Here is a 24,952-nt window from a genome sequence, read left to right on the forward strand (position 1 = left end):
GGAGAGCGAAGATGATGAACGACTGGAAACTGCCCTGGGACGGCGGGTGCCTGTGTGGCCAGATCAGATTCCGCATCAGCGCGCCGCCGCTCCTGACCATGGCTTGCCACTGCGCCGGCTGCCAGAAGCTGAGCGCCAGCGCCTATTCCCTGACCATCGCCGTGCCGAGCGAAGGTTTTGCCGTCACGCAAGGCGACACGGCGGTCGGCGGCCGGCACGGGCCCAACCGGCAGCTCTATTGCCCGCATTGCAAGAACTGGATGTTCACCCACGCCCACGGCCTCGACTTCTTCGTCAATGTGCGCGCCACCATGCTCGACAGGCACGATTGGTATGTGCCCTATGTCGAGACCTATACGGCGGAAAAATGCCCTGGGCGACGACACCGGCGAAGCACAGTTTCGCCACGCAGCCCGATCTCGAGGGCTATGCACCACTCATCGAGGCCTTCGCCCGCGAAGGTGCGCGCCCGTCCTGAGGACGGACAGGCATGTGCAACGAAACTCCCTTACGGACGTTGCCAGTCTGTAAACATGGACTGGACCCAAATGGATTTGACTTTCGAAGAATTCCTGGAAAAGCGCCGTGAGGCGGCGCTCGCCTATGTCAAAGGCGATGCCCGTCCCGTCATCGATCTCTCCGCATCATCGGGTGCGGCCACCTTCTTCGATCCAGGCGGCGGTATCGTCGAGGGCGCCGAAGCGGTGCTGAAGGCCTATCGCGAAGGCGCCCAGATGTTCGGGCCCCAAAGCGTCACCGATCTCGAGATCCACGACTATGGCGCCTCAGGCGATTTCGGCTTCTGGGCCGGCCTGCAACGCGCCACCGTCGCCATCAAGGACCGCGCCGAGCCCGCTTCGATGACCTTGCGCGTCAGCGAAGTGTTTCATCGGCAGGAGGGCGAGTGGCGCATGGTCCACCGCCACGCCTCGGTGGCCAACGGAAAATGACCGGCATGGATCACGGCCAGGGCTGAGGCTCAGTCGCGGCGAAGCTCGGCCGCTCGGCGCAACCGGCGACGATCGCTTCGAGCCGCGGACGGCCGCGCCACGGAAAGCCGCCACGCGCCTCCGTCCACAGGACGAAGCTTGCCAGTGCTATGTCCTGGACAGACAGGACGCCGGGCAGAAATCCGTCCGGCGCCGCGTTCCCTTCGAGCCAGTCCAGCGTGCGGCCTAACCGTTCGGCATGGCGGTCGGCCGGATCGAAGCCGAGAAGATTCTTTCCGCCCGGACGCAAGCCCGCCCAGTTCTGATATTTGATAGCGGCCAGCGCGTCACCCATGGCGAGCAGCACAGCCAGCAACTGATCGTCCTGCCAGTATCCTTCCCAGCGCCGCACGGCACGCGCCACGGGCAGAGGCTCGCGGCGCGGCAGCGCCATGAGGAAATCGATGATGATCCGGGTCGGGAACTTGACGCCTTCCGCCGTTTCGAGCGCCGGCACTTGCCCCAGGGGATTGATGGCGAAATAGTCGTTCGCCGGCGGAAATCCCCTGATCGCCACCTCCTTGCAGTCAAGGGCAAGCTCACGCACCAGCACCCGGATGATCCGGGCGAATGGAGAACCCGGCGTATAATGCAGCTTCACCGGCGATCTCTCCCGACTCTCTTCCGGTGCTGCATTCGCGCGCTCGTCCCTATTTCACGCCGGACACCAGCCCGTCGTGCCGCTCGGCCGAGCCTGTGCCGTTCTTGAGCCAGCATTCATGGCGGCGGACGACATAGGTGAAGGCCTTGCAGGCCCTGGTCCCGCTGCAGGAAATGAGACAGGCTTCGAAGGTCGTCGCCTCTTGCCGGTCGATATCGTTGCCGGGATAATCGGTCGCTTCCTGGATCGCCATGGCGGTCCGGCGAATGCGTTTCTTGAGGCCCCCGCGAAGACCCGAGACCGCAGCCGGGTGACTGACCGCAATCTCGGCGCTGGCCTTGAGAAAGCATGCGGAACGGGCGGTGTTGAAGGTGAAGGCGGCGCAGCCCTCTTCGGCCGTGCATTGCCCTTCGCATTCATCAGCACTCTTGGTCTTGATCGGCATGTCGGGCAAATTGCGGCCATAGAGATCGACCTGTGGCAGGCGCTTGATCACCGGCGCGGTCCCGGCCGGCATCTCATCGGCACTGGCCGTGATGATATCCGCCCCATAAGGGCTCACCGCGATTCCCAGATCGCGCGCTCGGCCCATGGTCAACATGTGCAATCCTTGCGGCGGCGAACCGGTAATATAGGTGATCGCGCGCTGCGGCAGTCGAAGCTCTTGCAGATAATCAAGCACCACCGCCTCCGCCGCCTCGCTTGTTCGCGGCCTGCCGTACTTCAAGACATAGGCCCTGTGAAAGCCAATGCGGGCGTTCTCCGCCATGAAGCGCTCAGCGCCGCCGAGCCAGGCCAAGGCACAGGCGGATGTACATCGCGTCGCCGATGGGATGACGGTCGCGAACCCTTTCCGTTGAATGGCACGGCCAATGCCCAAGCCGGCAATCACCATGCCGCCGGGGCTCTCGAAGCGAACGACCGCCTCCTTGATGTCGTCCGTCTTTCGCATGAACTGAAGACCATCGGTCGCGGCGAGCTCGCCCCTCACCAGGATCACCGCCGGCCCGGACTTGGGCGTGAAGGTCACAATTTCGGCCGACTCGGCAGAACCGGCATCGAGCCCCTGATGGCAAAAGAGAATGGCCAGGCCGATCACAAGCTTACGCAGCGAGCGCGTGGGACCAGCCCAAGGCGCAGGCCAGGCATTTCGATGGTGAGCAGTAGTCGAGCGGATCATTGAGCCATGCCCCTCAATCGTCCGCCCCACAGAGTCACTATTCTCAAAAAATGTGGTTAACAAGTGGTTATGCTGAAGATCTGGGGCGTGACGAGGCCAATGTGACGTCGGAGCACCGCGCGCGATGAAATCGCCAAGGGAACCCTCTCATGCCTGCAGGCATTGCCTCGCAGAACAAGGACAGCGGCCGCCATGACCCCTCTCGTCTATGAGGCGATGCAATTCGCCCGCCAGGTCCACAAGGACCAGAAGCGCAAATATACGAACGAACCCTATAGCAGCCACCTGGCCGAGGTCGCGGGAATCGTCGCTGCCGTCACCGACAATCCCGAGGCGCTCGCCACCGCCTGGCTGCATGACACGGTCGAGGACCAGCATGTCGATCTCAGGGTGATCGCGCAGCGTTTCGGCGAAAAAGTTGCAGAAGGGGTCGAAGCCCTCTCGGACATCGAAAACGGCAACCGGAAGGACCGCGAAGCCGCCTCGCGCCAGCGCCTCCATGCCGCTGCCCCCTGGATCCAGACGATCAAGGTCGCGGACATCATCAGCAACAGCAGCACGATCGCGCTGCATGATCCGGGCTATGCGCCGAAATACCTGGACGAGAAACGAGCGATGCTCGCGGTGCTCGACCACGCCGACAGCCGGCTCATGGACATCGCCGTCACCCAGACGCAGCGTGATTAAGCGCGTTTCACCACGCGCACGATCAGCAGCAGGATCACGGCACCAATCGTAGCGCCGAGAATGGCGCCGAGCACGCCGCCGCCCAGGCTGACGCCGATGCGCGGCAACAGCAGGCCGGCAATGAAGGCACCGATGATGCCGACCACCATGTCGCCGATGAGGCCGAAGCCGCCGCCCCTGACGATCAGACCGGCAAGCCAGCCGGCAATGGCGCCGATGAGCAGAAAAACCAGGATCGAAACCAAATCCATGATCGTACCTCCAAGGGCTCAACGGAACCGGGAACCCATTGTTCCATATGCCGGGCAGACGATGGCGCCGAAAGCAGGAACCAACGGTGCATGGTCGCGTTGGTTAGGCGACGCCAATCAAGGCGTTCGAGGAGACCTCCTATGAATCGTGAGCACGAGAAAACCACCCAGCAGGGTGGACAGAAACAGCAACAGCAAGGCGATCAGCCGATGCGCCCAGGCCAGGACCAGCAGGGCGGCGGCACCCGCAATCCGGGACAGCAACAGCAGCAGGAACCGGACCGCCAGTCGGATATGGATGAAGAGAAGAAACGCGATATGTGAAGCGGCTCTTTTGCCGTTCCAACCGCCGGCCGCAAAGCCGGCGGTTTTTTTACCACTCTTCGCGATTGCGGCGCGAGCTCTCCCCTTCAATACCCGCCGATGATCGGCAGAACTTCTCCGGTGATGTAGCTGGAACAGCTCGGTGCGGCGAGAAACACGAAGGCCGGCGCGATCTCCTCGGGCTGGGCGGCCCGTTTCATCGGTGTATCGCTGCCGAAGTCCTCGACCTCATCGGCCGGCTTGTCGGCCGGATTGAGCGGCGTCCATACCGGGCCCGGCGCCACGGCATTCACCCGGATGCCACGATCGATGAGATGGGCCGCCAGCGACTTGGCGAAGGCGTGGATCCCACCCTTGGTCATCGAATAATCGAGCAGGTTGCGGCTGCCCATGATGCCGGTGACGGAGCCCGTCATGACGATGGACGACCCTTCCTTCATATGCGGAACAGCAGCCCGGGCCATATAGAAATAGCCGTAAAGGTTGGTCTTGAGAGTCAGGTCGAAATGCGCATCGCTCAGATCCTCGATCTTGCGCTCATGCTCCTGGAAGGCGGCGTTGTTCACCAGTATGTCGAGCCGGCCGAATTCATCGACCGTCCGCTTCACCGCGCTGTCGCAGAAAGCCGCATTGCTCACGTCACCCGGGATCAGCAGGCAACGCCGGCCTTCCGCCTCGATGGCAGCCTTTGTCGCCTCGGCATCCTGATGCTCGTCGAGATAGACGATGGCAATATCGGCGCCCTCGCGCGCATAGAGGACGGCCACCGCCCGGCCGATCCCTGAATCGCCCCCCGTGACGAGGGCGACCATGTCCTTGAGCTTCTCCGAGCCCTTATAGACCGGCGCCTCGAAGAGCGGCGGCTCCGCCAGATCGGCTTCGAGGCCGGGCTTCGCCAGATGCTGCGGCGGGAAGCGCGCGGGATAGTCGCGCTGGCCTGCTTGCACCGGCTTTTCAGCCGGCTTCGGCGCCGGCGCCTCGCGATCGCGGGCGTCGACTTGTGCTTGTATCTTGCGGCCCTTGTCGGCAGCGATACCGGCTGAGCGCTCGCGTGATGCAGCATGGCGCGTCATTCTTGCCTCCTCTCGGAAATCGGAAAAATAACTTCCAATCGGAGTCCTGGTTCCTCTGCGACGGCACGACGTGCGGTTATTCCAGACGGAGCCGCACGGAGAAGAAGAGGCCCATGGGGCGGAACTCGAAAGAGATCTCGCCGTCACCGCCCAAAGCACGCTCGACCAGGCGCGAGCCGAATCCCTTCCTGGCAGGCGCTTGAACCGGAGGTCCGCCCGCTTCCATCCAGCGCAAGCTGCCGCTTTTCACGTCTCCCTCATCGGGCAGCCATTCGATCCGAAGCGTGCCGGCATCGTTGGACAAGGCACCGTATTTGACGGCATTGGTGGCGAGCTCGTGCAGTACGAGAGAAAGAACCAGCGCCCGTTCGGCGCTCATCCAGACACCCGGGCAATCGGTCGCGATTCGCGTTCCGTAGGTTTCCCTGAAGGGCTGAAGCGCGCGCTCGACCACGCGGTCGAGCGACGCCCGCCGCCAATTCTCCAGCGTGACAAGATCCTGCGCATTGGCCAGCGCCTCGAGCCGGGCGGCGAAGGCCTTGCGCTCTTCCGGCGCGATGCTTTCCAACGTCTGGGAGGCGATAGACTGCACCGTGGCGATCGTGTTCTTGATGCGATGCTTCATCTCGCGCTGCAGCAGCGCCTGCTGTTCCTGCTGGCGCTTGCGCTCGCTGATGTCGCGCGCGATCTTCGAGGCGCCGACGATCCGGCCGTCGCGGATCTTGATCGGCGAGACCGTCAGGGAGATGTCGACGAGCGTGCCGTCCTTGCGCCGGCGGACCGTCTCATAATGGTCGATGCGATCGCCGCGGCGGACGCGCTCGAGAATTTCCGGCTCCTCGTCCAGATAGTCTGGCGGGATCAGCATGGTCACCGACTCGCCGATCACCTCCTCGGCGGTATAGCCGAAAAGCCTTTCGGCGCCGGCGTTCCAGCTGGTGATGACGCCGTTCAGGTCCTTGCTGATGATCGCGTCATCGGAATTTTCCACGATGGCGACGAGGCGCTGGGTATTGAGCTCGGCGCGCTTGCGATCGGTGATGTCGACCAGCATGTTGACGGCGCCCGTCATCTCGCCGGCGAAATCATAGATCGGGGTCGGATAGGCGATGAAGGGAATGCGAATGCCGTCAGGGCGCTCGGCGACGGCTTCCATGCCGCGGTTCGGCCGTTTCTCCTTGAGAGCCAAGGCCATCGGACATTCATCATGCGGCAAGGGCCGGCCGTCGGGCCAAAAGAGCCGCCATGAGCCGCAAAATTCCGATTTGCCAATCTCGGGTTCCACGCCCCACAAATCGGCGGCGGCTTTGTTGAAATAGACTATCCGTCCGTCGGGATCGGTGATGTAGACCGCGCAAGGCAAAGCGTCGAGCACGTCGCGATATTGGTCCGGGTCCAACCGGGAAATCTCGGCGATACGGAGATCGATCTCATCTGCTTCGGGACTGCCTGATCTGGGAAGACTCTTGTTCATCAAGCTTCACTCCGGTCTGAACGGAAACTTTGATTTTCACCTCATTGTCAAGCCGGCGGCCAGCAGAATATTTTCTTCAGATTCTGGAACTTTCCCGATGTTTCAGTGTTTAAGAGCACCTTGGTGTGTGAGTCGATCGGGCGCGTTGCCCGATGCAGTCCGCCTCGGCATTCCCATCGAAGCTTTCGAACAGTGAACGTCCACCTCATGTTTCGCATCCTGCTTCAACTTGTTCTGTGGACTGCGCTGCTCGGCGTCCTGATCTTCTGGCCGGCCGGCACGTTCGCCTATCCGGGCGCCTGGGCTCTCCTCGCGATCTATGCTTTCGGTGGGCTGGCCATGATCCTCTGGCTCAGCAAGCACGATCCACGATTGTTGCGCGAGCGCATGGCCTCGCCCTGGCAGCGCGAGCAAAAATCATGGGACCGCGTCTGGCTGACGCTCTTCGTGCTCTGTTTCCTCGCCTGGACGGCCTTCATGGGCTTCGATGCCGCGCGCACCGGCTTCGCGGCGATACCAGCCTGGCTGCAGGTGGCGGGCGCGCTGGCCATCCTCATCAACGGCGCCGGCACATGGTGGACGTTCCGCGAAAACAGCTTCGCCGCGCCGGTGGTGAAGATCCAGAAGGACCAGCAGGTCATCGACAGCGGGCCTTATGCCATTGTCCGCCACCCGATGTATGCCAGCACCTTGTTCCTGTTCATCGGCATTCCCTTGCTGCTCGGATCTCCGCTTGGTCTCCTCTTTGCGGTCGTCTTCATCCTCGGCGTTGCCTGGCGCGCCGTGCATGAGGAGCAGGCGCTCGGCGCCGAGCTCAAGGGATATGAGGATTACGCCAGGCGGGTGCGCTGGCGGCTTGTTCCGTTCGTGTGGTAGACAGAAGACCGTCTTGCACATCGGCTAGTCGTCGCGGGCCGAACCCCAGCCATGGGTTGGCGATTGCGGCCAACCGGTGGGCGAATCCTCCCATTCCTCCTGCCGGCCATAAGGTGTCAGATCGAGAAGATGGCGAAAGCCCGCGGGCTCAACGCCACGGCCGGTCGTGAAATAGGTGCGATAGACATGATCATCATCGCTCAGAAAGACGCTGAGGCCAAAATCCTCCTCGCCATCAATCGTGACGCCCATATCGGCATTGAAGCTGCTGCCCGCCGATGAATAGAATGGAACAGTCCAGCCCTTGCGCCGGCGCAGTTCCGCGAGTCGCCCATAGGGCGCCGAGGCCACGACCGCAAAAGTCGTGTCTCGGGCATGGAGATGAGCCAGATGGCCGACATCATCGATGCGACGCGCACAGCCCAGACAGGCGGACTGCCAACTGCTGGCGAACATGAAGTGATAGAGGATGAGCTGGCGGCGTTTCTCGAACAATTGGCGAAGCGTGACACGGCCGCGCGCTCCATCAAAGCCGTAATCTCGCACCAGCCTGACCATGGGCAAGCGGCGCCGTTCCGCGGCAAGAGTATCAAGCGTGCGCGTCGCCGCTTTCTCCCGGGCCAGCAGCTTGTCGCGCGAGACCCGCCACTCGGACTCGCTCACAACCGGTGGCAACGGGACCTTGCTCTTCATGACGCTTATTCCGCCAGCGGTATCCACAAGGTAAGTCCACCTTCGCCCGTGCCGGGATCGAAGGTCGGATTGTGCCTCTCGACGACCGGCGCATCTGCGACCTTGCGATCGCCCAGCCCCTCGTTCCAGATCGCGTCATAGGTCTCGAAGATCCGCGATACGTGACCCCTGTGCTCGAACACCGCATAAACGCGTGGCGGCAAATCCATTTTGACGAGCCCTGGCGGCGGGTCGCCAAAGCGTGAAACCTCGGCGGCGCAGATATACGGAAACTCGCCATTGTCGTCGGGCGCCTGACTTATGCCGATCGGGATGCGGCCGAGCTTGTCCGGAACAATGTCATAGAGCTCCATGAAACGCTGCCATTGCGCCGGAATTGCTATGGTCGTCGCGAAGGAGTGCGACTCGGAAAGACCGACGGCACGAATGCGCTCTTCCGCGATAATGCGCGGCGGATCGAGATGGGTGGCTGCTCGCGCCTTCAGCTCCAGCGGCTTGACGATTTCCAGGTCGGCGAGGCTATTCTGGCCGCGCACAGTTTCGGGAGTTCGGCCGAATTGTTCGCGAAAAGCGCGAGTGAAAGCCTCATGCGAGCCATAGCCCGCATCGAGGGCGACGGTAAGTATGTCTGGCGCACCTTGCGCCAGTACGCGCGCCGCCTCGCTCAAACGCCGGGCGCGGAGATAGCGCACTACCGACTGACCGGTGGCGGTGCCAAAGGCGTTGGCGAGATGTGAGCGCGACACGCCGCAAGCATGGGCGAGCGATGTCAGCGAGATGGGCTCGCGCAGATTGCGTTCGATGATCCACAGGGCATTGTCGGCGACCGCCATGTCATCTCCTCATCAGATGCCGCTTCCTAGCAGACGGGCGGAGACGCCGCTTGATCGATCGTCCACAGGGGGCGTTCACCGCTTCTGCAGGAAAGCCTTGAAGGCGTTCAGGGTCTCGAGGCTGACATGATGCTCGATGCCCTCGGCATCGACGCGCGCCGTCACGGGGCTGATCCCCAGGGCGCAGAGGAAATTCTCGACGATCTGGTGGCGCTCGCGGCTCTTCTCGGCAAGGCTCGTGCCCACCTCGGTGAGGAACACGCCGCGATAGGGCCGCTGCTGGATGAGCCCTTCGGCCGAAAGCCGCTTCAGCATCTTCGCTACCGTCGGCTGCGCCACGCCCAGCCTTTGGGCGATGTCGACCTGGCGCGCTTCGCCGCGGTCGGCGATAAGATCGGCAATCAGCTCGACATAGTCCTCGACGAGCTCGGTGCGCCGGTTATGGCGGGTCTGGCGGAAGCTCTCCACATGGGTGTCGGCATCGACCAGCGAGCTTTCGGGGGTGGCGCGGGCTTTGGTGGCCTTCATTACAAGTAAAATCCGTCAGGAAATATCATAGCCAGAGCTATAGGATATTCTGAGGATTATATCAAAATATAGCCATTGCTAAGATATCGCCCTTGTGCTCTTATTGTTCGTAGGGGCTAAGAGGACTGACTTTATAGGGACCGACCATGGCAAGCTGGCTTCCTTTCGATCTCAAACGTCGCGGCTTCATCGGCGCGGGTCTCCTCGCGGCGGGTGCGGCGGCCTTCGGCGGGCGCGGCGCGCTCAGCCAGGCCGAGCAGGCACCCTCACCGCATCAAGGCCATCAAATGCCGGCGGCCGGCAGCCAGTCCTATGAAGGCGGCGGCCACATGAACGCCCATGGCGAGATGATCACCGTCGGCGATGTGGACTATGGCCGCAACGGCTTCGATCCGACCGCCATGCTCACCCAATGGGAAACAGGCGAAGTCTCCACACTCCCTGACGGACGCCGGCTGCGCACCTTCCAGGTGACCGCCGAAGACAAGGAGATCGAGATCGCGCCGGGCGTCATGTTCCCGGCCTGGACCTTCAACGGGCGCGTGCCCGGGCCTGCCTTGCGCGCCACCGAAGGCGACAGGGTGCGCATCGTCTTCAAGAATTTCGGCTCGCATCCGCATTCGATGCATTTCCACGGTTTCCATCCGGCGCGCATGGACGGGATTCCGGGCGCCGGACTGGTGCCGCCCGGCGGCGAGTTCGTCTACGAGTTCGAGGCGAAGCCCTTCGGCTGCCATCTCTATCATTGCCATGCGCTGCCGCTGGCGCGCCACATCCACAAGGGCATGTACGGTCTCTTCGTCATCGATCCCGATCCCGCCCAGCATCCCGAAGCGGCAGCGGTCGCCGCCTCGCGCCTCCTCGGCACGCCGGAGAATGCACAATGGCAGGAAATGGCCATGGTGATGAACGCCTTCGACACGAATTTCGACGGCGAGAACGAGTTCTATGCCTGCAACACCATCGCCCATTGCTATGCCAAGCAGCCGATCAAGCTGGCGCGCAGTCGGCCGGTGCGCATCTATCTGGTCAATGTGACCGAGTTCGATCCGATCAATTCCTTCCACTTGCACGGCAATTTCTTCGACTATTACGACCAGGGCACGACGCTGACGCCGACGCTCAAGACCGTCGATGTCATCATGCAGTGCCAGGCGCAGCGCGGCATTCTCGAATTCACCTTCGGCGCCCATGCCGAGCATGAGCCGGGCCTCTATATGTTCCATGCGCATCAATCGGAATTCACCGAGCTCGGCTGGATGGGCATGTTCGACGTGGTGGAGGCCTTGTCATGAGCGTCGAGGCCGCTGCGCAAGCCCAGGATTCCCGCTCCTCCTGGCAGAAGATCGCCTGGATCCTGGCGCCCCTCGTCCTTCTCATCGGCGCCTTATGGTGGCTCCTTGCCGGCAATCTGCTCAGCTATTTCAGCAATGGCGCGCCGCCCGTCGAGGCGCTCACCGTCGAGCGCACCATCCTCGATCAGGACGGGCTTCGCCTCCTGGTGCGAGGCGGCGGATCGGAGGCGATGACGATCGCGCAGGTCCAGGTCGATGCCGCCTATTGGCGCTTCAGCCAGACGCCGCCCGGTCCGATCGAGCGCGGCAGCGCCGCCTGGATCGCCATCCCCTTCCCCTGGGTCCTGGCGGAAGCCCACAAGGTGACCTTCGTCACCAATACCGGCGCCACTTTCGAACATGAGATCCCGGTCGCGGTCGAAACCCCGCAAGTGACGTCGCTCAATTTCGCCGCCCAGGCGATGCTCGGCGCCTTCGTCGGCATCCTGCCCGTGGTCATCGGGCTCATGTTCTATCCGGCACTGCGCGGGGCGGGACCGCAGGTGATGAATTTCCTCCTCGCCATGACGATCGGTCTTCTGCTCTTCCTCCTGATCGACACGATCGAGGATGCGCTCGAATTCGCCGGCCGCTCCGCCGCCATCTTCCAGGGGCCGATGATGGTCATCCTCGCCGCGGCCGCGAGCTTCATCCTGTTGCTCGGCATTTCGCGCCGGCAGGGCGTGCCCTCAGGCCTCGCGCTCGCCACCTATATCGCCATCGGCATCGGACTCCATAATCTCGGCGAAGGTCTCGCCATCGGAGCAGCCTTCGCGGCGGGCGCCGCCGGGCTCGGCACCTTCCTCGTCATGGGCTTCACATTGCACAACATCACCGAAGGGGTCGGCATCGCCGCACCGCTGCTCAAGATCAAGCCGTCGCTCACGCAATTCGCCGTGCTGGCGCTCATCGCCGGCGGACCCGCGGTCATCGGCATGTGGGCGGGAAGTCTCGCCTATGCGCCGCACTGGTCGGCGCTGGCGCTGGCGATTGGCGCCGGCGCGATCTTCCAGGTCATTGTCGAGGTCGGGGCCTTCCTCGCGCGATCATCCGACGACCCGCTCAAGAGCTGGATGACGCCGCCTGTCCTCCTCGGCGTCGCGGCCGGCCTTGCCATCATGTATGGGACGGCCATGCTGGTGAAGATCTAGGGCGTGGACTCATTAGCCCGCAACCAATTCGGATGGCCTCCACGCAAGGACAAGCCCTGCTCAGAACCGTGTTTTGTTGGCCACGGGCGGATTCGGATGTTTGTAAGGGTCGCTCTGTATTCTTTGACGGGTCACTGCACGGGATGATTACCGCGCTGTCCCTTCGAGAGAAAGGAGACAGCGCGGCCTGAATTTTCGTTCCGCGGCGCCTAATCGTGACCTGTCTTCATCTGCCGGACCTGCTCCATTACCTGCTCCAGATTGTAGCTTGCAGGGCTCTGAAGTGGCGGGAAGGCGATGTAGCTTTCGAGATGCTTCAGCCACAACTGCTGGCCGATGGGCAGGATGTTCCAGTCATAGACGTAGGCAGTGGACGGTGACGCGATGGCGCCTCCCATGCCGAACAGCGTCTTGATCTGTTGACCGACCGAAGTTTCGAACGGGTCGCGCTTGATGTTGACGACCTGCGTCCAGGAGTAGGGCTGGACGCCTGAGATGAAACCAGCTGGGTCGTCGGAGACCATTGCAAAATACATCTTCCAGTTCTTGTAGCGGACGGCCGACGGCTCCTTGCCGGAATAGTACAAGAAGGAATCGCGCGCGGATGGCGATTTCCCTTCCAGGAAGTCGCGCTGATCGATCCCGTCGAGCGTGGTCTTGACGATCCCGGGATACGTGCCAGCCTCGATCTGTTTCTTCAGCCCGTCGCCCTTCGGGCCGCCGGCGATGTTCACGAGCGTCGGTAACCAGTCGAGCGCTGAGAACATGTCGTTCTTCACCGTGCCGGGTTCGATGTGTCCCGGCCAGCGCACGACCAGCGGGGCACGCATGCCGCCTTCCCAGGTGCTAAGCTTTCCGCCCTTGAACGGGGTGGTTCCGCCATCCGGGAAGGTGATCGTCTCGGCGCCGTTGTCGGTGGTGAAGACGACGATGGTGTTGTCGAGCTGGCCCATATCCTCCAGCTTCTTGAGGACGACACCGATATTGTCGTCCATCTGCTTCATGCCGGCTTCGTTGATGCCCCAGTCCTTGCCGCCCGGCTCGCCGAGCATGTTCAGATACTTGTCAGGCAACACCGTCGTGATGTGCATGCGCGCCGGGTTGTACCAGACGAAGAACGGCTTGTTGGTCTTCTTAGGGTCGTTTCGGTCGAGGAAGTCGACGACCTTTGCGGAGATTTCCTCGTCTATGGTCTTTGACCGCTCCAGCGTCAGCGGGCCCTCGTCCTTGCACGATTGATTTGCCGGGGATCCGTCGGAGGATGCGCATGCTAGAACCGGACGCGGAGGCGTCAGGCAGGTTGTTGTCTTGGGATCGACAGCGCCCGGAACCTCAGCCACGCCGGGGATCGGTGTATTCATGCAGGGTGGCGCGATCCCCTGCTCGGCTGGGCTTTTGTTGATGTCGGGGAAGCTCACCCCCTGCATGGCGTCGAGGTGATAGAGGTATCCCCAATATTCCTGGAAGCCGTGTGCAGTCGGCAGGGATTCGGTGGTATCTCCGAGGTGGTTCTTGCCGAACTCACCTGTCGAGTAGCCGAGATCATATAGGAATTTGGCGAGGTGAGGCGTGCCGGCCCGCAGGTAGGACGGGCTTCCGGGAATTTCCGGCAGGACCATGCCGACGCGCACCGGCTGCATGCCGGTGATGAAGGCGGTACGCCCCGCAGTGCAGCTCTGCTCGGCGTAGTAGGTCATGAATTTCGCGCCCTCCTGGCCGATGCGATCGATGTTGGGCGTTTCCCCTACCATCAGGCCCTGATGATAGATGCTGGGTTGCATCCAGCCGATGTCGTCGCCCATGATGAACATGATATTGGGCTTCTTGGCATCTTGCGCCTGCACTTGCGGTGCGGAGAGGGGTGAAATTGCCACGGCTGTCGCGAACAGCGTCGAAGCGAGCCATTTGAATTTAGTTGTAGTCGAATTCATTGTAAGCCTCCCTGTGTTTTGCTGGAAAGCACGAAGGCGGAGAAGGTTTTTGAACCTGTGACTGAAATGGGCGCGCAGCAATGATTGCGGCCCAGAAGGCAAATCCAATGCCCTCTTCGTCCCTTTCGAGACGAAATCGATCGGCGCACGACCCGTGTCCGAAGTCTGAACTATCAGTACGAAAATGCCGGGCAGGCAAGTTGGACCTTGGGCCAAGGACCTGCAGCCAACGGCACGTGCGGCAATGACGGTGCCGGCGGCAATGCGCACAACGTGATCACGCGATGTCCGCTTTTGGCCCATCGTGTCATTTCGCTTCGCTGCTGAATTTGGCTGGTATCGGGGTATAGCGGACCCTGGCGAGCCGTCCACCCGGCAGACTTATGGGTTCACGGCCTAGATCGCCAGCCACTCGCATTCGCGCAAGGCGATCCGCGCCAGCTCGGATGGCGTCTTGTTGTCGGTCGGCACGATGACAAGGCCATCGGTCTTCTCTTGCGCCATGCGCCGCGCCTGCCGGAGCGTGCGCTGCAATTGATCCTCCGCACCGGTGCCCTTTTCCCGCTCAGCCAGCCGGGCGCGAAGCGTCTCTTCACTGGCAACGAGACGGATGACGGTGATGCGCGCATCGGGAGTGGCGCTCAAGATCCATTGCCGGTCGAAGTCGAGATGCAGCATCACACCCGACATCACCAGACGCGAATGGCCGAGCACCCGATAGGTCGACCACAGAGCGGCAAGGTTGATGCTGATCACATCGCGGATGCCCGGCCCGAGCTTCGCAAGATCTTCCGCGCTCGGCTTCGGATAGACCCGGTCGAGTTCATCACTCTCGATGATGGCATGCGCCCGGCCTGCGGCGCTGAGCTCAGCACCCAATTCCCAGCATAGCGTCGATTTGCCGACGCCCGCCGGGCCGGTGACCAAAAGGATCTCGACAGTGTCGACCATTCCACCTTCCCGCTGATTCATGATTGACGCCCGGTCTTGGGCCAGATGGGGAAGGCCGGCGGACGGAGACATCGCGGGCCATCGTGCAAAAGTCAAGCGCGGCTGCCCCTTCTCCTCGGCACAGGATATGTTACTTTCGCGCTTCATATCCCCGTCATGAAGAGAGTTCTCATGCTGCTCGGTGTCATTGCCGATGATTTCACCGGCGCCAGCGATATCGCCAATACGCTGGCCAAGGGTGCCCAAGGCACGCAAGGCATGGCGGTGACGCAATATTTCGGTATTCCGGCCAAGGCGGCCGAGGCCGATTGCGAAGCCGGGGTCATCTCACTCAAGTCACGCTCCATTCCGGCCAGGGAAGCCGTCGATCTTTCGCTGAAGGCGCTGGACTGGCTCTTGCGGCAGGGTTGCGAACAGATCGTCTTCAAATATTGCTCGACCTTCGATTCGACGCCTGAGGGCAATATCGGTCCGGTGGGCGAAGCGCTCTCCGATGCGCTCAGCGTCAAAGGCGTCGTCGCCTGTCCCGCCTTTCCAGCGACAGGGCGCACGCTCTATCAGGGCCATCTCTTCGTCCATGACCGTCTGCTCAATGAATCGGGTCTCGAAAACCATCCGCTCAATCCCATGACGGATGCGGATCTGAGGCGCTGGCTCAAGCGGCAGTCGAAGGCCACGGTCGGGCTCGTGCCCTGGGCCCTTGTGCGCAAGGGCGATTCCGCCATCAAGGCCGCTCTCACCGAGGCAGCCGAGAAAGGCGACAAGCTCGTCATCGTCGATGCGCTCACCGAGGACGATCTCATCGCGATCGGCAAGGCTTGTGCCGATGCGCGCCTGATCAGCGGCGGCTCTGGCATAGCCATGGGCCTGCCGCAGAATTTCGCCGCCGCCGGCAAGCTCAAGCCCGGCAGCCGCGCCTGGCGAGGCATTGGCGGGCCCGAAGCCATTCTCGCCGGCAGCTGCTCGACGGCGACACGGCGGCAAGTCGAGCATCATGCGGCCCGTCACCCCGTTCTCGCGATCGATGCCGAAGCGGTCATTGCCGGCAAGCTCGCGCCTGAAACCATCGTCGCCTTCATGCGGGAGAATGAAGGCCGGCAGCCGCTCGCCTATTCATCGTCATCGCCGGATGAAGTCAGCGCCATCCAGACACGGCATGGACGTGAAAAATCCGCTCATGCCCTCGAAAGCTTCTTCGCCGAGACGGCGCGCGCTTTGGTTGCGAGCGGTGTCCGGCGGTTGGTCGTCGCCGGCGGCGAGACTTCGGGCGCCGCGGTCAGCGGGCTTGCGCTCGATGCCGTTACCATCGGTCCCGAGATCGATCCCGGCGTTCCGGCCTTGGCCACGCTCGGCGAGAAGAAAGTGGCGCTCGCTCTCAAATCGGGGAATTTCGGTGCCGAGGATTTCTTCGCGAAAGCCCTCGATCGGCTGGGAGCCCAGGCATGACAGAGGCGGAGCTTCGCGACCTCCTGGTGGAGCGCTCGGCTTCGCTCTATCAACGCGGCTTCTCGGTCGGTTCGGCCGGCAATATCAGTGCCGCGGTCGAGGATGGCTTCCTCATCACGCCCACCAATTCGAGCCTGGGCTTCCTCGATCCCCAGCGCATCAGCAAGCTCGACCGCAATTTCAAGCACATCGCCGGCGACCCGCCGTCCAAGGAAGTCTTCCTGCACCGGGCTTTCTACGAAACCGTCGCCAGGGCCGGCGCCGTCGTCCATCTCCACTCCACCTATGCGACGGCGCTTTCCTGCCTCGAGGGTATCGATCGCGACGATGCGGTGCCGCCTTTGACACCCTATGTCGTGATGCGCGTCGGGCAAGTGAAGCTCATCCCCTATGTCCGGCCCGGCGATCCCAGGATGGGCGACATGATCCGCGCGCTGGGCGGGAAATATACGGCCGTGCTCCTCGCCAATCACGGTCCGGTCGTCGCCGGGCCGGATCTCCTGTCGGCGATCTATGCAGCGGAAGAGCTCGAAGAAACGGCGAAGCTTGTCGTTACGCTGGCGGACCGGCACAGCCGCTTGCTGACCAGAGAACAAATCGATGAGCTCGTTGCCGTCTTCCGCAAATAGGCGCCTTCACGCGTAATAGTGAGTCTCGAGCAAGAGGCAGCCCGTCCGGGAGCGGAAAGGACCATGATAGATGCCGGGCGGACGGCAGGCATAGGTATTCGCCAGGAAGACCTCTTCCGTCCCGCCGCCGCTAGCGATCAGATCGCCAGCAAGAATGTAAACTTCTTCCCAATAGTCATGAACGAAAGGCTTCGTGGTGCGGGCACCGGGCTGAAACCTGAGAAGCCTCGTGCGGTTGCCGGTTCGTGCCGTCTCATCGAGGGCGCCGGCGAGGATCTTCTGCTCGATCCCCGGCGGATAGCCCTGAGGCACATGCCAGCCGCTCGCCATATCGAGCGCGTGGAATTCCTTATGCTCCTTGCCGACCGGCATGGTTCAAGCCGCCAGAGATGCGGCGCCGGCGAGCTCGTCGGCCAGGGAATAACCGTCGAGCATGCGGTCGAGAAGCCCGGTGCACCGGTCCCAGTCGAAGGTGCGGAAGCTGTGGCCCTTGGTGACGAAAGTGGCGCCGGCATAGAACATCTCATATTGCGCATGGCGCGAGGCGAATTCCGAGCCCACCGCATCCCAGGCGAATTTGAAGAACTTGACCCGGCCTTCCGACGAGGCGGCGGGGGATTGCTGCGTCTTCTCGATCAGGCTCCTGAGCTCGGGATTGGCGAAATCGCGCACCGAGGAGGGCAGCATGATCAGGCCGCCGCCGGCAAGCTCGCGCAACGCAAGGAGGACCCGCGCATAAAGCTCCTGGGTCAGCACTTGCGCGGAATAGAGCGTGTGGCTGTCGGGGACGAAATAACCCCCTTGCATCCTGCCCTTCACCTCCATGGCATGGACCAGCGCATCGACCATGGTGTTCTGCGCGGCAAGCGATCCCAGCATCTCATTCACCTGCGGGAAGCCGACGGTGCCATTGGTCTCGGCGATGCGGCGCGCAATGCCGACCAGGAGCCGCATCTTCACCATCAGGCGGATCTGCGACTGGTAGTTCTGATAGACATGCGCCGGCGTGGCATGGAACTGCTTCTGGCACATGGCGATGTCCTGGTTGATGAAGACGCGGTGCCACGGCACCTTCACATCGTCGAAATAGAGGACGGCGTCGTTCTCATCGAAGCGGCTGGCGAGCGGATTGTCGAAAACGCTTGTCGCACTCTCCTCATAGGATTTGCGCGACAGGATCTTGAGGCCCTTGGCGTTCATCGGCACGGCGAAGGACACGGCATAGCGTTCCTCGCCGGCGCGCAAGGGCTGGATCGAGGTGACGAACACCTCGTTCGCCATGATGCCGCCGGTCGCCAGCATCTTGGCGCCGCGGATGGTGAGGCCCTCACCATCCTCATCGACAACGCCCGCGGTGAGAAAAGGATCGGCCTGCTCGCTCGCGGGCTTTGACCGGTCGGCCTGCGGGTTGATGATGACGTAGGTCAGGTAGAGATCGTTGTCGCGGGCAAAGCGATAGTAGTCGGCCAAGGCGCCGGCACGTGCCGGGTCGTGGGCTTCGAAGACGTCGAGCCCCATGAACATGCCGGAAATACAGGAGGCGACGTGATCGGGCGCGCGGCCCAGGAAGCCGCCGTGAAGCTCGGTCCAGGCCTCCAGTGCCCGCCGCCGTTCCACCAGTTCCTGGTAATTGCGCGGCAGCTGCCAGATACGGTTGGCGCGCCCTCGCGCGCCATCTGGCGCTTCGAAGGTCATGAGCTCGCTGTTTTCGGGGCGCGACTGGAAATCATAAAGCGTGCCGATCGAAGCGACGGAGCGGCGAAAGGCCGGATGCTCGGTGACGTCGCCGGAAAGCTCGCCATTGATGAAGACCTGCCGCCTGTCCTTCAGCGTCGCCAGATGCTGGGAGCCCGTCTTGATCATGATCTCCTCCTCACCGTCAGTAATGGATGTCGAGCGGCCACAATGGCGCTGTGGCGTCGGATGACTGCAGCGCCGCATAGCGGCCCTTGCCGAAGACCAGAGGTTTCCGGTCGGCAAAGCTCAGGAAATGCTCGACCGCGAGAATGAACAGCGTGTGATCGCCGCCATCGTGCCTGGCCCACACGGCGCATTCGAAGACGGCCGCCACGCCCGGCAGCACCGGCGCACCCGAAGCACCTTCGCTTGCGCTCATGCCTTCCCATTTATTGGCGAGCGCGCGGGCGAAGCGGTTGGAAATATCTTTCTGGTTCTCGGCCAGGACATGCACGGCGACGGCCTCGGCCCTTTCCCACAAAGCGAGGCTCGCCGCACGGCGGTCGATGCTGAACAGCACCAGCGGCGGATCGAGAGAGAGCGAATTGAAGGAGCTGACCGTCATGCCGAGGCGCGTGCCGTCGACCATGGCGGTCACCACACACACACCGGTCGGAAACTGTCCCAATGCATGCCGGAACGCCCTGGTATCGAACGCCTCCTGCATGAGGGCGGTCATGTGGAGAAGCTCCGCTCCAGAGGCCGGATGATCGGCATGCGCAAGGCGGCGAGCGTGGTGGCGAGATGCCGCGCCACCGCTTCCGCCGCTTGATCGGGATCGCCCGCGGCTATGCCGGCAACGATCGCTCTATGCTCGCCAAGCACATCGCCGCTGCGCCGGTCGGAGGTCGTGACGGCATGCACGCCCATGCGCAATTGGCGATCGCGCAAGCTCTCATAGAAGCCGGCCAACACCGGATTGCCGGCAGCGCTCACAATGGCGCGATGAAACAGGCGATCGCTTTCGATGAAGGCGACGGGATCATCCTGCAATTGCGCTTGCTGGTCGATGAGCTGGTCCAATTCGCGCGCCAGGGTTTCGCCAAGACCGGCGGCCTGCCTGGCGCACCATTCCTCGACGAGCTTGCGGGCCTGCATCACCGCTTCGATATCGGCCTCGGTGATGGGCGCGACATAGGCACCCTTCTTGGGCACGATCTGCAGGAAGCCGTCAGCCTCGAGGCGGAGCAAAGCCTCTCTCACCGGTGTGCGCGAGGTGCCGATCGCCCGGCAGACTTCCGCCTCGGTGAGGAAAACGCCGTCGCGGCGCGGCAAAGTGACGATGTGCTGTTTGAGCCAGCGGAAGACGACGTCCTGTGCCGGCTCGGCTTTTCGACCGGACGTTTGAAGCATGGAAAGAGGGTTGGAACCGCTCATAGACAAGATGCATACATCATGCATGCATTATACGCAAGAGATTTTTACGCTACGTCCACTTGGTGCCCGAACCTAAACGAGGCTGTACCAACCGTGTCGCCGATTTTCCCAGAAAAGCTTCACCGGAGGCGCAAAGGCAGGATCGGCAAAGCATCCGACCGACACGACGATCTCTTCCGGTATGGCTTCGCCCGTCATGAAGACGAGGGTTCCGCAACTGGGACAGAAACTCTGTTCGATCCAGCGTCCGGCGTCGCTGCCGCGCCGCCAGGACCGATGGTCGCCCTCAAGCCTGGCAATGGCTGTCTTGGCGAAGCGGGCGCGATAGGAGAAGGCGGATCCCGTCGCGCGCTGGCATTCAAGACAGGCACAGGCATAGACCCGCGCCGGCTCACCCGTGACGGTGAGCTTCAACCCACCGCAGGCGCAGCTTGCGGTTCTCTGGATCTCGGGCATCGGCAGCTCTCCACGATCGATTGACGTCTCATGCGTCAGTGGATGCGAGGACAGCGCTTGTAAACCACGCACCGCGAGGTAAGTGACAGACGATGGCAGCAGCCGATCAGTGAAGTTTGGCCAGGGCGTCCGTTTCCGCCTGGCCCTCGAGGGCGGGACCGGCACCCAAAGCATGAAGGAAAGCATCGATCGTTTCGGCAGATGATGCGGGCTTGTAGGCGTTCGCGGCGCCGCCCGCCGTCCGCAAGGCCAGGTCGATGCTCCATTTGCCGGCGCTGCGGCAGGCGATCGCCAGGTGATCGCCCATGGCGGCATGGGCGATGCCGAATTCGCGGCAGAGCATTTGATCGCCGCGCAGGAAGGAGGCGATCATGGAAATCTCGGCGCCCGACCCGGCGAGCCGCGACTTCTCTCCCGAAGGAAGCTTCGACAAGACCTGGTCGAGTTCGGGATCGGCGATGCCGGCGATCTGGTAGTCGCCCGATGAGACGGTCCCTTGCGTCGCGAGCCAGTAGCCGATCGCGCCCGCAACGAGCGCCAGGAGACAGGCGGCGATGGGCGCGGCCCAGGCCGCGAATGGCGTCCGCTTGCGCGGCCGCAGCGGAACGACAGCGTCGGCGGAATCCGGCTGCGACGCCTGTCTGATCATGGCTTCGACGGAAGCCTTGAGCTTTGCCGGCACGGGCTCGTCGAGATGGGTCCTGACGCTCTCGGCCGCGGCAGAACGCGCGCGGGCGAACATGTCGATGCGCCCGGCAAGATCAGGCCGCTTCGGCAACAGCGCTTCGAGCCGCGCCCTGCGGGCAGGATCCAATTCGCCGTCGGCATAGGCCATCAGCTCCTCATCGGTGAATTCGTCACTCATCGGTCTCGACCTTGTCCTGCTTCTTCGAACGAAGCGCCGGCGCATCTATTCCCGCGGCGGCCGCAATATTGATCCGCGCCCGCGCCAGCCGGCTCATCACCGTGCCGATCGGGAGCCCGAGAATATCCGCCGCCTCGCGATAGGAGAGCTCCTCGACACAGACGAGGAGCAGCACTTCGCGCTGCTCGCCCGTCAGTCCCGCGATCGCTTTCCAGACGTCCTTGAGCACCAAACGGTGCTCCGGCGCCGTTCCGGGGTCGCCGGCAAGCCTTTCCTCATGGGCGCCGATATCGTCCTTGCGGCCTTGGGTCCGGTCGCGGCGCAGCTGATCGATCCACAGATTGCGCAGGATGCGAAACATCCAGGCATCGAACCTCGTCCCCGGCACAAATGACGACGCATTGGCGATGGCCCTCTCACAGGCAAGCTGCACCAGATCGTCCGCCATGTCGGGCGAACGGCACAGCGACATCGCGAAGCGGCGCAGATTCGGCAGGAACGCAATGAGCCGGTCACCGAATTCGTCTGAAGGTCCCGCCATGGCCAAGCCTAAAAAGAAATCCCCTTGCGGAATAGTTGTTGGAAAGAGCCGTTATCACCGGGGTCTCGTCTGACCGGATGGCATGTCGATATCTTGAAGGCAAGGCCAGAACGGTGCGAAATGGCTCAATCGGGAGAAAGCGATGAATGGCTTGACGAAATATCTCCTTGCAGCACTCTGCGGCCTGGTGATCGTGACCATCGGCTTTCCGGGCAGTGACCCCGGGGCAAGCCTGGTCACGGCGGCGCTGGCGGATGACGATGACGGCGGGGGCGATGACGATGACGACGACGGTGGCGCTTTCCAGAAGCTGAAGCGGCCGGCACAAGTGAAGGCGCGGCCGCAGCCGCGGCGCCGCGCAATCCTTCAGCCTTTGCCCGATCATGCGCGCGCGGAAATCATCGGCCATGGTCTCGAGGACAGCGCCATCGACCGCCTGATCGCGGCGGGCTATGTGATATTGGAGCAGGCTCCCCTTGCCTCTTCGGGCCAGGTCATCCACCGCCTGCGCGTCCCCGAGCGCCTGACACTGGCCGAAGCACGCGCCCAAATCCTTTCCGCGGCACCCCAGGCGGAAATCGATTTCAATCACTATTACCGGCCCGATATGAGCGAGGACTGCGTTGCGAGCCAGTGCCTGGCGCGCAATCTGATCGGATGGAACCCGTCCCGGCAGGAAGATACCTGCAGCCGCGGCATCCGCATCGGCATGATCGACACGGCCATCAATGAAGATCATGAGGCGCTCGCCGGAAGCCGGATCGAGGTCCAGCGCTTCGTGGCGGAGCGGCTGCCGCCCTCGGGGATGCAGCATGGCACGGCCATTGCGGCCCTCCTGGTCGGCAATCCATCGGGCCGTTCTCCCGGCCTCTTGCCCGGCGCCGAATTGGTCGCCGTCGATACGTTCCACCGGCGCGGCCGCCATGACGATGTGTCCGACGCCTATAGCCTGGTCAAGGCGCTGGACTATCTCGAAAGCCGCACTATCGCGATCATCAATCTCAGCCTCACCGGCCCTGCCAATGTGGTGCTGGAGAGAGCCATCGAGCGCCTCGCCGGCAAAGGCGTCGTTCTCGTCGCCGCCGCCGGTAATGATGGTCCCAAGGCCAAGCCGGTCTATCCCGCCGCCTATCCGCAAGTCGTCGCGGTCACCGCCGTCGACCGGCAAAAACGTCCATACCGGCGCGCCGCCAGGGGATCGCATATCGACCTCGCCGCACCCGGCGTCGATGTCTGGATCGCCGCTTCGCAAAAGGGCGCGAGACCTCGCACCGGCACGTCCTTTGCGGCACCGTTCGTGACCGCGGCCATAGCGCTGGCGCAAAAGGCCGAAGGCGGCGTGGCAAAGACCGCGGCTCTGTCGCGCCTCACGGGCAGCGCTGAAGATCTGGGCCGGCCGGGACATGACGATATTTTCGGCTGGGGCCTCCTCAATCCGACGGGATTGTGCGGGTGACGAAAAAGAAGGGCACGGATTTCCCGTGCCCTTCCCGATCGCATGGGCTCAGCGCCAGCGCTTGCCCCATCCTCTGGACGAAGAATTCGAAGACGAGTTCGACGAGCTGTTCGAGCTCGAATTCGAGGAGCTGTTGGAGCTCGAGTTCGAGGACGAGTTCGATGAGCTGTTCGAACTCGAGTTCGAGCTGGAGTTGGACGAGCTGTTGCCGGCGAGAATGATCTGGCCCGTTTCACCCGTGACACTCTGCGTGCCGGCGATGTCGGGCTTCGCTACGGGCATCGCCGCGGCGGCAGTCGCGCCAAGACCCAGGGCAAGCGCGCTCGTCAGGATTACTTTGCGTTTCATGATGTTTCCTTTCGTCAATCAACGGAATGGCTTGATGCGCATTCCGAGCGAGGAACGGATGGGCGGCGCGGCTATTCCGATCATTGTTATTTCGCATCGGCTTATCCGAAAACCGTACACACTTTTCGGGCCGATGCTCTAACGCCTGGCGCGCGCAAATTTGCGATACCAGCCTTCGCCGGCAATCGTGTTGCGGCGGATCGCTTCGCGCGTCCGACTCTCCTGCGATGTTTCCGCGCGCACCGAATGGACGAGCGTGGGCTTGAGCGCCGCTTCGGCCCGGCGAAACGGAATGACCTGAACGAGTGGTGTACCTTTCTCCAGCACATGCACGCCGTCCGCGCCCGTCGCAAAGAACGGAAAGTTGATCAGCGAATGATAGAGGTCGGTGTCGACCACGCCGGCGATGATCGCAACCGGGAGCGGCCCGCGATTGAGAGGGGCGACGAACAGACAGCTCCAACCCGGCGGCGTCCTGATCGTCCAGTAATTGTGGAACTTCATCGGCGGCCTGTCGCTCAGCGGATGGCCGGCAATCTGGTGGCTGCCATGATTGCTGACCATCACCTTGTCGAATTCCCAGCCGGCCTCGACGGTCTTGCCGCCCTCCTTGATCTCGAGACGGGTCGTCGCCGCAAGCGGCAGAATGAAACCCAGCGTCATGGCGTCGAGAAACGGCATGCAGCGCTTGACGGTGAGCCCGTTATTGGTCGCCGAGACCACGGCATCGTCGACCGCGGGCAGCCGCTTGAACCAGTCCGGCATGCTGAGCTTGGCCGGCACGGGCTCGGCTATGACGCCCAGATCCGCCGGATCGCAGGTGAAGTCCATGGTGAGAGTGTCCGTGCCGTCACCCTTGTGGCGGGCGGCCGCGGACCAGAAACTGGCCAGGGTTTCGCGAAACATGATCCGTTCTCCTTGAACTTCCAGGAGAACGGATCGAACGGACGGTTATTCCAGCTATCAGTAAACCACGACGCTGCGGATCGACTTGCCTTGATGCATCAGGTCGAAGGCATCGTTGATCTTGTCGAGCGGCAATGTGTGGGTGATCATCGGGTCGATCTCGATCTTGCCGTTCATGTACCAGTCGACGATTTTCGGCACATCGGTGCGGCCGCGGGCACCGCCGAAGGCGGTGCCGCGCCAGACGCGCCCGGTCACCAGCTGGAACGGCCGGGTCGCTATCTCCTGGCCGGCGCCGGCAACGCCGATGATCAC

At 62.7% G+C, this 24,952-nt stretch carries 27 protein-coding genes and 3 pseudogenes; 11 read left to right on the forward strand and 19 right to left on the reverse strand.

Annotated features, from left to right (window positions below):
• Positions 1-14 precede the first annotated feature (14 nt).
• Both DS839_RS17180 and DS839_RS37210 read left to right on the forward strand, forming a co-directional pair.
• A pseudogene (locus tag DS839_RS17180) lies at positions 15-478 on the forward strand (GFA family protein).
• A 133-nt stretch (positions 479-611) separates the two neighbouring features.
• Positions 612-950 (forward strand): annotated as a pseudogene (locus DS839_RS37210) (YybH family protein); the annotation flags it as partial.
• 10 nt (positions 951-960) lie between these two features.
• Here the strand turns inward: DS839_RS37210 and DS839_RS17190 are convergent.
• Both DS839_RS17190 and DS839_RS17195 read right to left on the reverse strand, forming a co-directional pair.
• Positions 961-1,590: a glutathione S-transferase family protein gene (locus tag DS839_RS17190; RefSeq protein WP_119271663.1), complete on the reverse strand. Its 630-nt coding sequence runs from the start codon at positions 1,588-1,590 to the stop codon at positions 961-963.
• A 49-nt stretch (positions 1,591-1,639) separates the two neighbouring features.
• Complete coding sequence (locus DS839_RS17195; protein WP_162918614.1) at positions 1,640-2,689, reverse strand: PAN domain-containing protein; 1,050 nt, start codon at positions 2,687-2,689, stop codon at positions 1,640-1,642.
• 273 nt (positions 2,690-2,962) lie between these two features.
• Here DS839_RS17195 and DS839_RS17200 point away from each other — a divergent pair, with 273 nt between their 5' ends.
• Positions 2,963-3,457 (forward strand): HD domain-containing protein, encoded by a 495-nt coding sequence (locus tag DS839_RS17200; protein WP_119271665.1) that lies wholly within the window; start codon positions 2,963-2,965, stop codon positions 3,455-3,457.
• Here DS839_RS17200 and DS839_RS17205 read toward each other — a convergent pair.
• Entirely contained in the window at positions 3,454-3,708 is a 255-nt protein-coding gene (locus tag DS839_RS17205) for a GlsB/YeaQ/YmgE family stress response membrane protein (protein WP_119271666.1), read from the reverse strand. The genes DS839_RS17200 and DS839_RS17205 overlap by 4 nt on opposite strands.
• 141 nt (positions 3,709-3,849) lie before the next feature.
• Between DS839_RS17205 and DS839_RS17210 the strand changes: the two genes are divergently transcribed.
• Positions 3,850-4,032 (forward strand): hypothetical protein, encoded by a 183-nt coding sequence (locus tag DS839_RS17210; RefSeq protein WP_119271667.1) that lies wholly within the window; start codon positions 3,850-3,852, stop codon positions 4,030-4,032.
• Between the two features lie 86 nt (positions 4,033-4,118).
• On the opposite strand, the gene DS839_RS17215 is transcribed toward DS839_RS17210, so the two are convergent.
• Positions 4,119-5,105: an SDR family oxidoreductase gene (locus DS839_RS17215; RefSeq protein WP_119271668.1), complete on the reverse strand. Its 987-nt coding sequence runs from the start codon at positions 5,103-5,105 to the stop codon at positions 4,119-4,121.
• Between the two features lie 76 nt (positions 5,106-5,181).
• Positions 5,182-6,579, reverse strand: coding sequence for a sensor histidine kinase (locus DS839_RS17220; protein WP_119271669.1), 1,398 nt, complete (start codon positions 6,577-6,579; stop codon positions 5,182-5,184).
• Positions 6,580-6,786: 207 nt separating this feature from the next.
• Here DS839_RS17220 and DS839_RS17225 point away from each other — a divergent pair, with 207 nt between their 5' ends.
• Complete coding sequence (locus tag DS839_RS17225; RefSeq protein ID WP_119271670.1) at positions 6,787-7,455, forward strand: methyltransferase family protein; 669 nt, start codon at positions 6,787-6,789, stop codon at positions 7,453-7,455.
• A gap of 24 nt (positions 7,456-7,479) precedes the next feature.
• Here the strand turns inward: DS839_RS17225 and DS839_RS17230 are convergent, their stop codons facing one another.
• From DS839_RS17230 to mntR, 3 genes are all read right to left on the reverse strand, one after another.
• Positions 7,480-8,148, reverse strand: a complete 669-nt coding sequence (locus DS839_RS17230; protein WP_119271671.1) for a DUF899 domain-containing protein — start codon at positions 8,146-8,148, stop codon at positions 7,480-7,482.
• A 5-nt stretch (positions 8,149-8,153) separates the two neighbouring features.
• The gene (locus tag DS839_RS17235; protein ID WP_119271672.1) at positions 8,154-8,981 is read right to left on the reverse strand and encodes an AraC family transcriptional regulator; all 828 of its coding nucleotides are present in this window, start codon (positions 8,979-8,981) and stop codon (positions 8,154-8,156) included.
• A gap of 75 nt (positions 8,982-9,056) precedes the next feature.
• Positions 9,057-9,509, reverse strand: coding sequence for a manganese-binding transcriptional regulator MntR (gene mntR / locus DS839_RS17240; RefSeq protein WP_119271673.1), 453 nt, complete (start codon positions 9,507-9,509; stop codon positions 9,057-9,059).
• Positions 9,510-9,655: 146 nt separating this feature from the next.
• On the opposite strand from mntR, the gene DS839_RS17245 reads away from it, so the two are divergent.
• Both DS839_RS17245 and DS839_RS17250 read left to right on the forward strand, forming a co-directional pair.
• Positions 9,656-10,804, forward strand: coding sequence for a multicopper oxidase domain-containing protein (locus tag DS839_RS17245; RefSeq protein ID WP_162918615.1), 1,149 nt, complete (start codon positions 9,656-9,658; stop codon positions 10,802-10,804).
• Positions 10,801-11,994, forward strand: a complete 1,194-nt coding sequence (locus tag DS839_RS17250) for a ZIP family metal transporter (protein WP_119271674.1) — start codon at positions 10,801-10,803, stop codon at positions 11,992-11,994. The genes DS839_RS17245 and DS839_RS17250 overlap by 4 nt, the downstream gene beginning before the upstream one ends.
• Before the next feature lie 209 nt (positions 11,995-12,203).
• On the opposite strand, the gene DS839_RS17255 is transcribed toward DS839_RS17250, so the two are convergent.
• The gene (locus tag DS839_RS17255) at positions 12,204-13,925 is read right to left on the reverse strand and encodes an arylsulfatase (RefSeq protein WP_438816526.1); all 1,722 of its coding nucleotides are present in this window, start codon (positions 13,923-13,925) and stop codon (positions 12,204-12,206) included.
• A gap of 396 nt (positions 13,926-14,321) precedes the next feature.
• Entirely contained in the window at positions 14,322-14,876 is a 555-nt protein-coding gene (locus DS839_RS17260; protein ID WP_162918616.1) for an AAA family ATPase, read from the reverse strand.
• 171 nt (positions 14,877-15,047) lie between these two features.
• Between DS839_RS17260 and otnK the strand changes: the two genes are divergently transcribed.
• Positions 15,048-16,322 carry a 3-oxo-tetronate kinase gene (gene otnK, locus DS839_RS17265; protein ID WP_119271676.1) on the forward strand — a complete coding sequence of 425 codons (1,275 nt, stop codon included), beginning with the start codon at positions 15,048-15,050 and terminating at the stop codon, positions 16,320-16,322.
• A complete protein-coding gene (gene otnC, locus DS839_RS17270; RefSeq protein WP_119271677.1) occupies positions 16,319-16,951 on the forward strand; it encodes a 3-oxo-tetronate 4-phosphate decarboxylase in 633 nt (210 codons plus the stop codon). The genes otnK and otnC overlap by 4 nt, the downstream gene beginning before the upstream one ends.
• A gap of 6 nt (positions 16,952-16,957) precedes the next feature.
• Here the strand turns inward: otnC and DS839_RS17275 are convergent, their stop codons facing one another.
• The 7 genes from DS839_RS17275 to DS839_RS17305 all read right to left on the reverse strand — a co-directional run bounded on the left by DS839_RS17275 (position 16,958) and on the right by DS839_RS17305 (position 21,927).
• Complete coding sequence (locus DS839_RS17275; RefSeq protein ID WP_119271678.1) at positions 16,958-17,323, reverse strand: cupin domain-containing protein; 366 nt, start codon at positions 17,321-17,323, stop codon at positions 16,958-16,960.
• Positions 17,324-17,326: 3 nt separating this feature from the next.
• The gene (locus tag DS839_RS17280) at positions 17,327-18,814 is read right to left on the reverse strand and encodes a 4-hydroxyphenylacetate 3-hydroxylase family protein (protein ID WP_119271679.1); all 1,488 of its coding nucleotides are present in this window, start codon (positions 18,812-18,814) and stop codon (positions 17,327-17,329) included.
• A 16-nt stretch (positions 18,815-18,830) separates the two neighbouring features.
• Positions 18,831-19,367 (reverse strand): flavin reductase family protein, encoded by a 537-nt coding sequence (locus tag DS839_RS17285; protein WP_119271680.1) that lies wholly within the window; start codon positions 19,365-19,367, stop codon positions 18,831-18,833.
• A complete protein-coding gene (locus DS839_RS17290) occupies positions 19,364-20,041 on the reverse strand; it encodes a GntR family transcriptional regulator (RefSeq protein WP_119271681.1) in 678 nt (225 codons plus the stop codon). The genes DS839_RS17285 and DS839_RS17290 overlap by 4 nt, the downstream gene beginning before the upstream one ends.
• Positions 20,042-20,137: 96 nt before the next feature.
• Positions 20,138-20,521: a GFA family protein gene (locus DS839_RS17295; RefSeq protein WP_119271682.1), complete on the reverse strand. Its 384-nt coding sequence runs from the start codon at positions 20,519-20,521 to the stop codon at positions 20,138-20,140.
• 106 nt (positions 20,522-20,627) lie between these two features.
• Entirely contained in the window at positions 20,628-21,386 is a 759-nt protein-coding gene (locus DS839_RS17300) for an anti-sigma factor family protein (RefSeq protein WP_119271683.1), read from the reverse strand.
• Entirely contained in the window at positions 21,379-21,927 is a 549-nt protein-coding gene (locus DS839_RS17305) for an RNA polymerase sigma factor (protein WP_119271684.1), read from the reverse strand. The genes DS839_RS17300 and DS839_RS17305 overlap by 8 nt, the downstream gene beginning before the upstream one ends.
• Positions 21,928-22,069: 142 nt before the next feature.
• Between DS839_RS17305 and DS839_RS17310 the strand changes: the two genes are divergently transcribed.
• A complete protein-coding gene (locus DS839_RS17310) occupies positions 22,070-23,383 on the forward strand; it encodes a S8 family serine peptidase (RefSeq protein WP_119271685.1) in 1,314 nt (437 codons plus the stop codon).
• A 25-nt stretch (positions 23,384-23,408) separates the two neighbouring features.
• Positions 23,409-23,873, forward strand: a complete 465-nt coding sequence (locus DS839_RS36550; RefSeq protein WP_162918617.1) for a hypothetical protein — start codon at positions 23,409-23,411, stop codon at positions 23,871-23,873.
• On the opposite strand, the gene DS839_RS17320 is transcribed toward DS839_RS36550, so the two are convergent.
• Together DS839_RS17320 and DS839_RS17325 are read right to left on the reverse strand one after the other, a co-directional pair.
• Complete coding sequence (locus DS839_RS17320; RefSeq protein WP_119271713.1) at positions 23,870-24,562, reverse strand: DUF6065 family protein; 693 nt, start codon at positions 24,560-24,562, stop codon at positions 23,870-23,872. The genes DS839_RS36550 and DS839_RS17320 overlap by 4 nt on opposite strands.
• 132 nt (positions 24,563-24,694) lie before the next feature.
• Positions 24,695-24,952 (reverse strand): annotated as a pseudogene (locus DS839_RS17325) (S-(hydroxymethyl)glutathione dehydrogenase); the annotation flags it as partial.

This window comes from Taklimakanibacter deserti (genome assembly GCA_003574785.1).